This window comes from Streptomyces sp. NPDC098781, assembly GCF_044759995.1.
Lineage (GTDB): Bacteria > Actinomycetota > Actinomycetes > Streptomycetales > Streptomycetaceae > Streptomyces.
In genome coordinates this window covers 1-1,684 of record NZ_JBIWAK010000026.1, presented here as the reverse complement: position 1 = coordinate 1,684, position 1,684 = coordinate 1, and the positions used below count along the sequence as shown (strand labels likewise).

Genomic DNA, 1,684 nt, shown 5'->3' with positions numbered 1-1,684 from the left:
CGTTACAAACTATTTAGTATTTATGAGCTAATCAAACATCATAATTTTTTATGGAGAGTTTGATCCTGGCTCAGGATGAACGCTGGCGGCGTGCCTAATACATGCAAGTCGAGCGAACAGACGAGGAGCTTGCTCCTCTGACGTTAGCGGCGGACGGGTGAGTAACACGTGGATAACCTACCTATAAGACTGGGATAACTTCGGGAAACCGGAGCTAATACCGGATAATATATTGAACCGCATGGTTCAATAGTGAAAGACGGTTTTGCTGTCACTTATAGATGGATCCGCGCCGCATTAGCTAGTTGGTAAGGTAACGGCTTACCAAGGCAACGATGCGTAGCCGACCTGAGAGGGTGATCGGCCACACTGGAACTGAGACACGGTCCAGACTCCTACGGGAGGCAGCAGTAGGGAATCTTCCGCAATGGGCGAAAGCCTGACGGAGCAACGCCGCGTGAGTGATGAAGGTCTTCGGATCGTAAAACTCTGTTATTAGGGAAGAACAAATGTGTAAGTAACTATGCACGTCTTGACGGTACCTAATCAGAAAGCCACGGCTAACTACGTGCCAGCAGCCGCGGTAATACGTAGGTGGCAAGCGTTATCCGGAATTATTGGGCGTAAAGCGCGCGTAGGCGGTTTTTTAAGTCTGATGTGAAAGCCCACGGCTCAACCGTGGAGGGTCATTGGAAACTGGAAAACTTGAGTGCAGAAGAGGAAAGTGGAATTCCATGTGTAGCGGTGAAATGCGCAGAGATATGGAGGAACACCAGTGGCGAAGGCGACTTTCTGGTCTGTAACTGACGCTGATGTGCGAAAGCGTGGGGATCAAACAGGATTAGATACCCTGGTAGTCCACGCCGTAAACGATGAGTGCTAAGTGTTAGGGGGTTTCCGCCCCTTAGTGCTGCAGCTAACGCATTAAGCACTCCGCCTGGGGAGTACGACCGCAAGGTTGAAACTCAAAGGAATTGACGGGGACCCGCACAAGCGGTGGAGCATGTGGTTTAATTCGAAGCAACGCGAAGAACCTTACCAAATCTTGACATCCTCTGACCCCTCTAGAGATAGAGTTTTCCCCTTCGGGGGACAGAGTGACAGGTGGTGCATGGTTGTCGTCAGCTCGTGTCGTGAGATGTTGGGTTAAGTCCCGCAACGAGCGCAACCCTTAAGCTTAGTTGCCATCATTAAGTTGGGCACTCTAAGTTGACTGCCGGTGACAAACCGGAGGAAGGTGGGGATGACGTCAAATCATCATGCCCCTTATGATTTGGGCTACACACGTGCTACAATGGACAATACAAAGGGCAGCGAAACCGCGAGGTCAAGCAAATCCCATAAAGTTGTTCTCAGTTCGGATTGTAGTCTGCAACTCGACTATATGAAGCTGGAATCGCTAGTAATCGTAGATCAGCATGCTACGGTGAATACGTTCCCGGGTCTTGTACACACCGCCCGTCACACCACGAGAGTTTGTAACACCCGAAGCCGGTGGAGTAACCATTTGGAGCTAGCCGTCGAAGGTGGGACAAATGATTGGGGTGAAGTCGTAACAAGGTAGCCGTATCGGAAGGTGCGGCTGGATCACCTCCTTTCTAAGGATATATTCGGAACATCTTCTACGAAGATGAGAGAATAACGTGACATATTGTATTCAGTTTTGAATGTTTATTAACATTCA

At 49.5% G+C, this 1,684-nt stretch carries 1 rRNA gene; it reads left to right on the top strand.

Features of this window, described 5'->3' with window-relative positions:
* Positions 1-47: 47 nt before the first annotated feature.
* Positions 48-1,598, top strand: a 16S ribosomal RNA gene (locus tag ACIQWG_RS40805).
* Positions 1,599-1,684: the final 86 nt, after the last annotated feature.